Below are 384 nucleotides of genomic sequence, written 5' to 3' on the forward strand. Positions count from 1 at the left end.
CATGGCAGTGGTGAAATACCAGCTGCACAAGCTCAGCCAGGGCCGAGACAGCCAGCCCGGCGTGTCGCCGCTGTGGGCGCTGCTGACGCAGCAGGTAAAGGACATCTTCCGGACTCGCCAGTACCGGCGCTGGATGACGCAACGCGCGGCAGACCGGGATCAGAACGTCAGCACTTCACCATCCTGAGGTATCAGCAGCGCGACCAATCTGCGGCGCCTGTTCAAGGCGCTGACCGGCTTGACGCCCGCGCAATATCGCCAGCAATACGGGCGTGCCTGACCCCGCATGCCACGGCCACGCGCCGGCGCCGAGTGCCCCATGACAACGAAAAATCCGTTTCGCTCGTTGCATGGATGCAACAGTCCTTTGCCAGATCGACGGTT

1 protein-coding gene and 1 pseudogene are annotated in these 384 nt (G+C 63.3%); one reads left to right on the forward strand and one right to left on the reverse strand.

The window, feature by feature from the left end; all coding sequences use genetic code 11:
• Positions 1-187, forward strand: a pseudogene (locus J0A65_RS26260) (hypothetical protein); the annotation flags it as partial.
• Here J0A65_RS26260 and J0A65_RS28085 read toward each other — a convergent pair.
• A partial coding sequence (locus J0A65_RS28085; RefSeq protein ID WP_206597124.1) for a hypothetical protein occupies positions 176-384 on the reverse strand: 209 nt, incomplete at its 5' end. The pseudogene J0A65_RS26260 and the gene J0A65_RS28085 overlap by 12 nt on opposite strands.

This window comes from Bowmanella yangjiangensis, assembly GCF_017255015.1.
GTDB classification, from domain to species: domain Bacteria; phylum Pseudomonadota; class Gammaproteobacteria; order Enterobacterales; family Alteromonadaceae; genus Bowmanella; species Bowmanella yangjiangensis.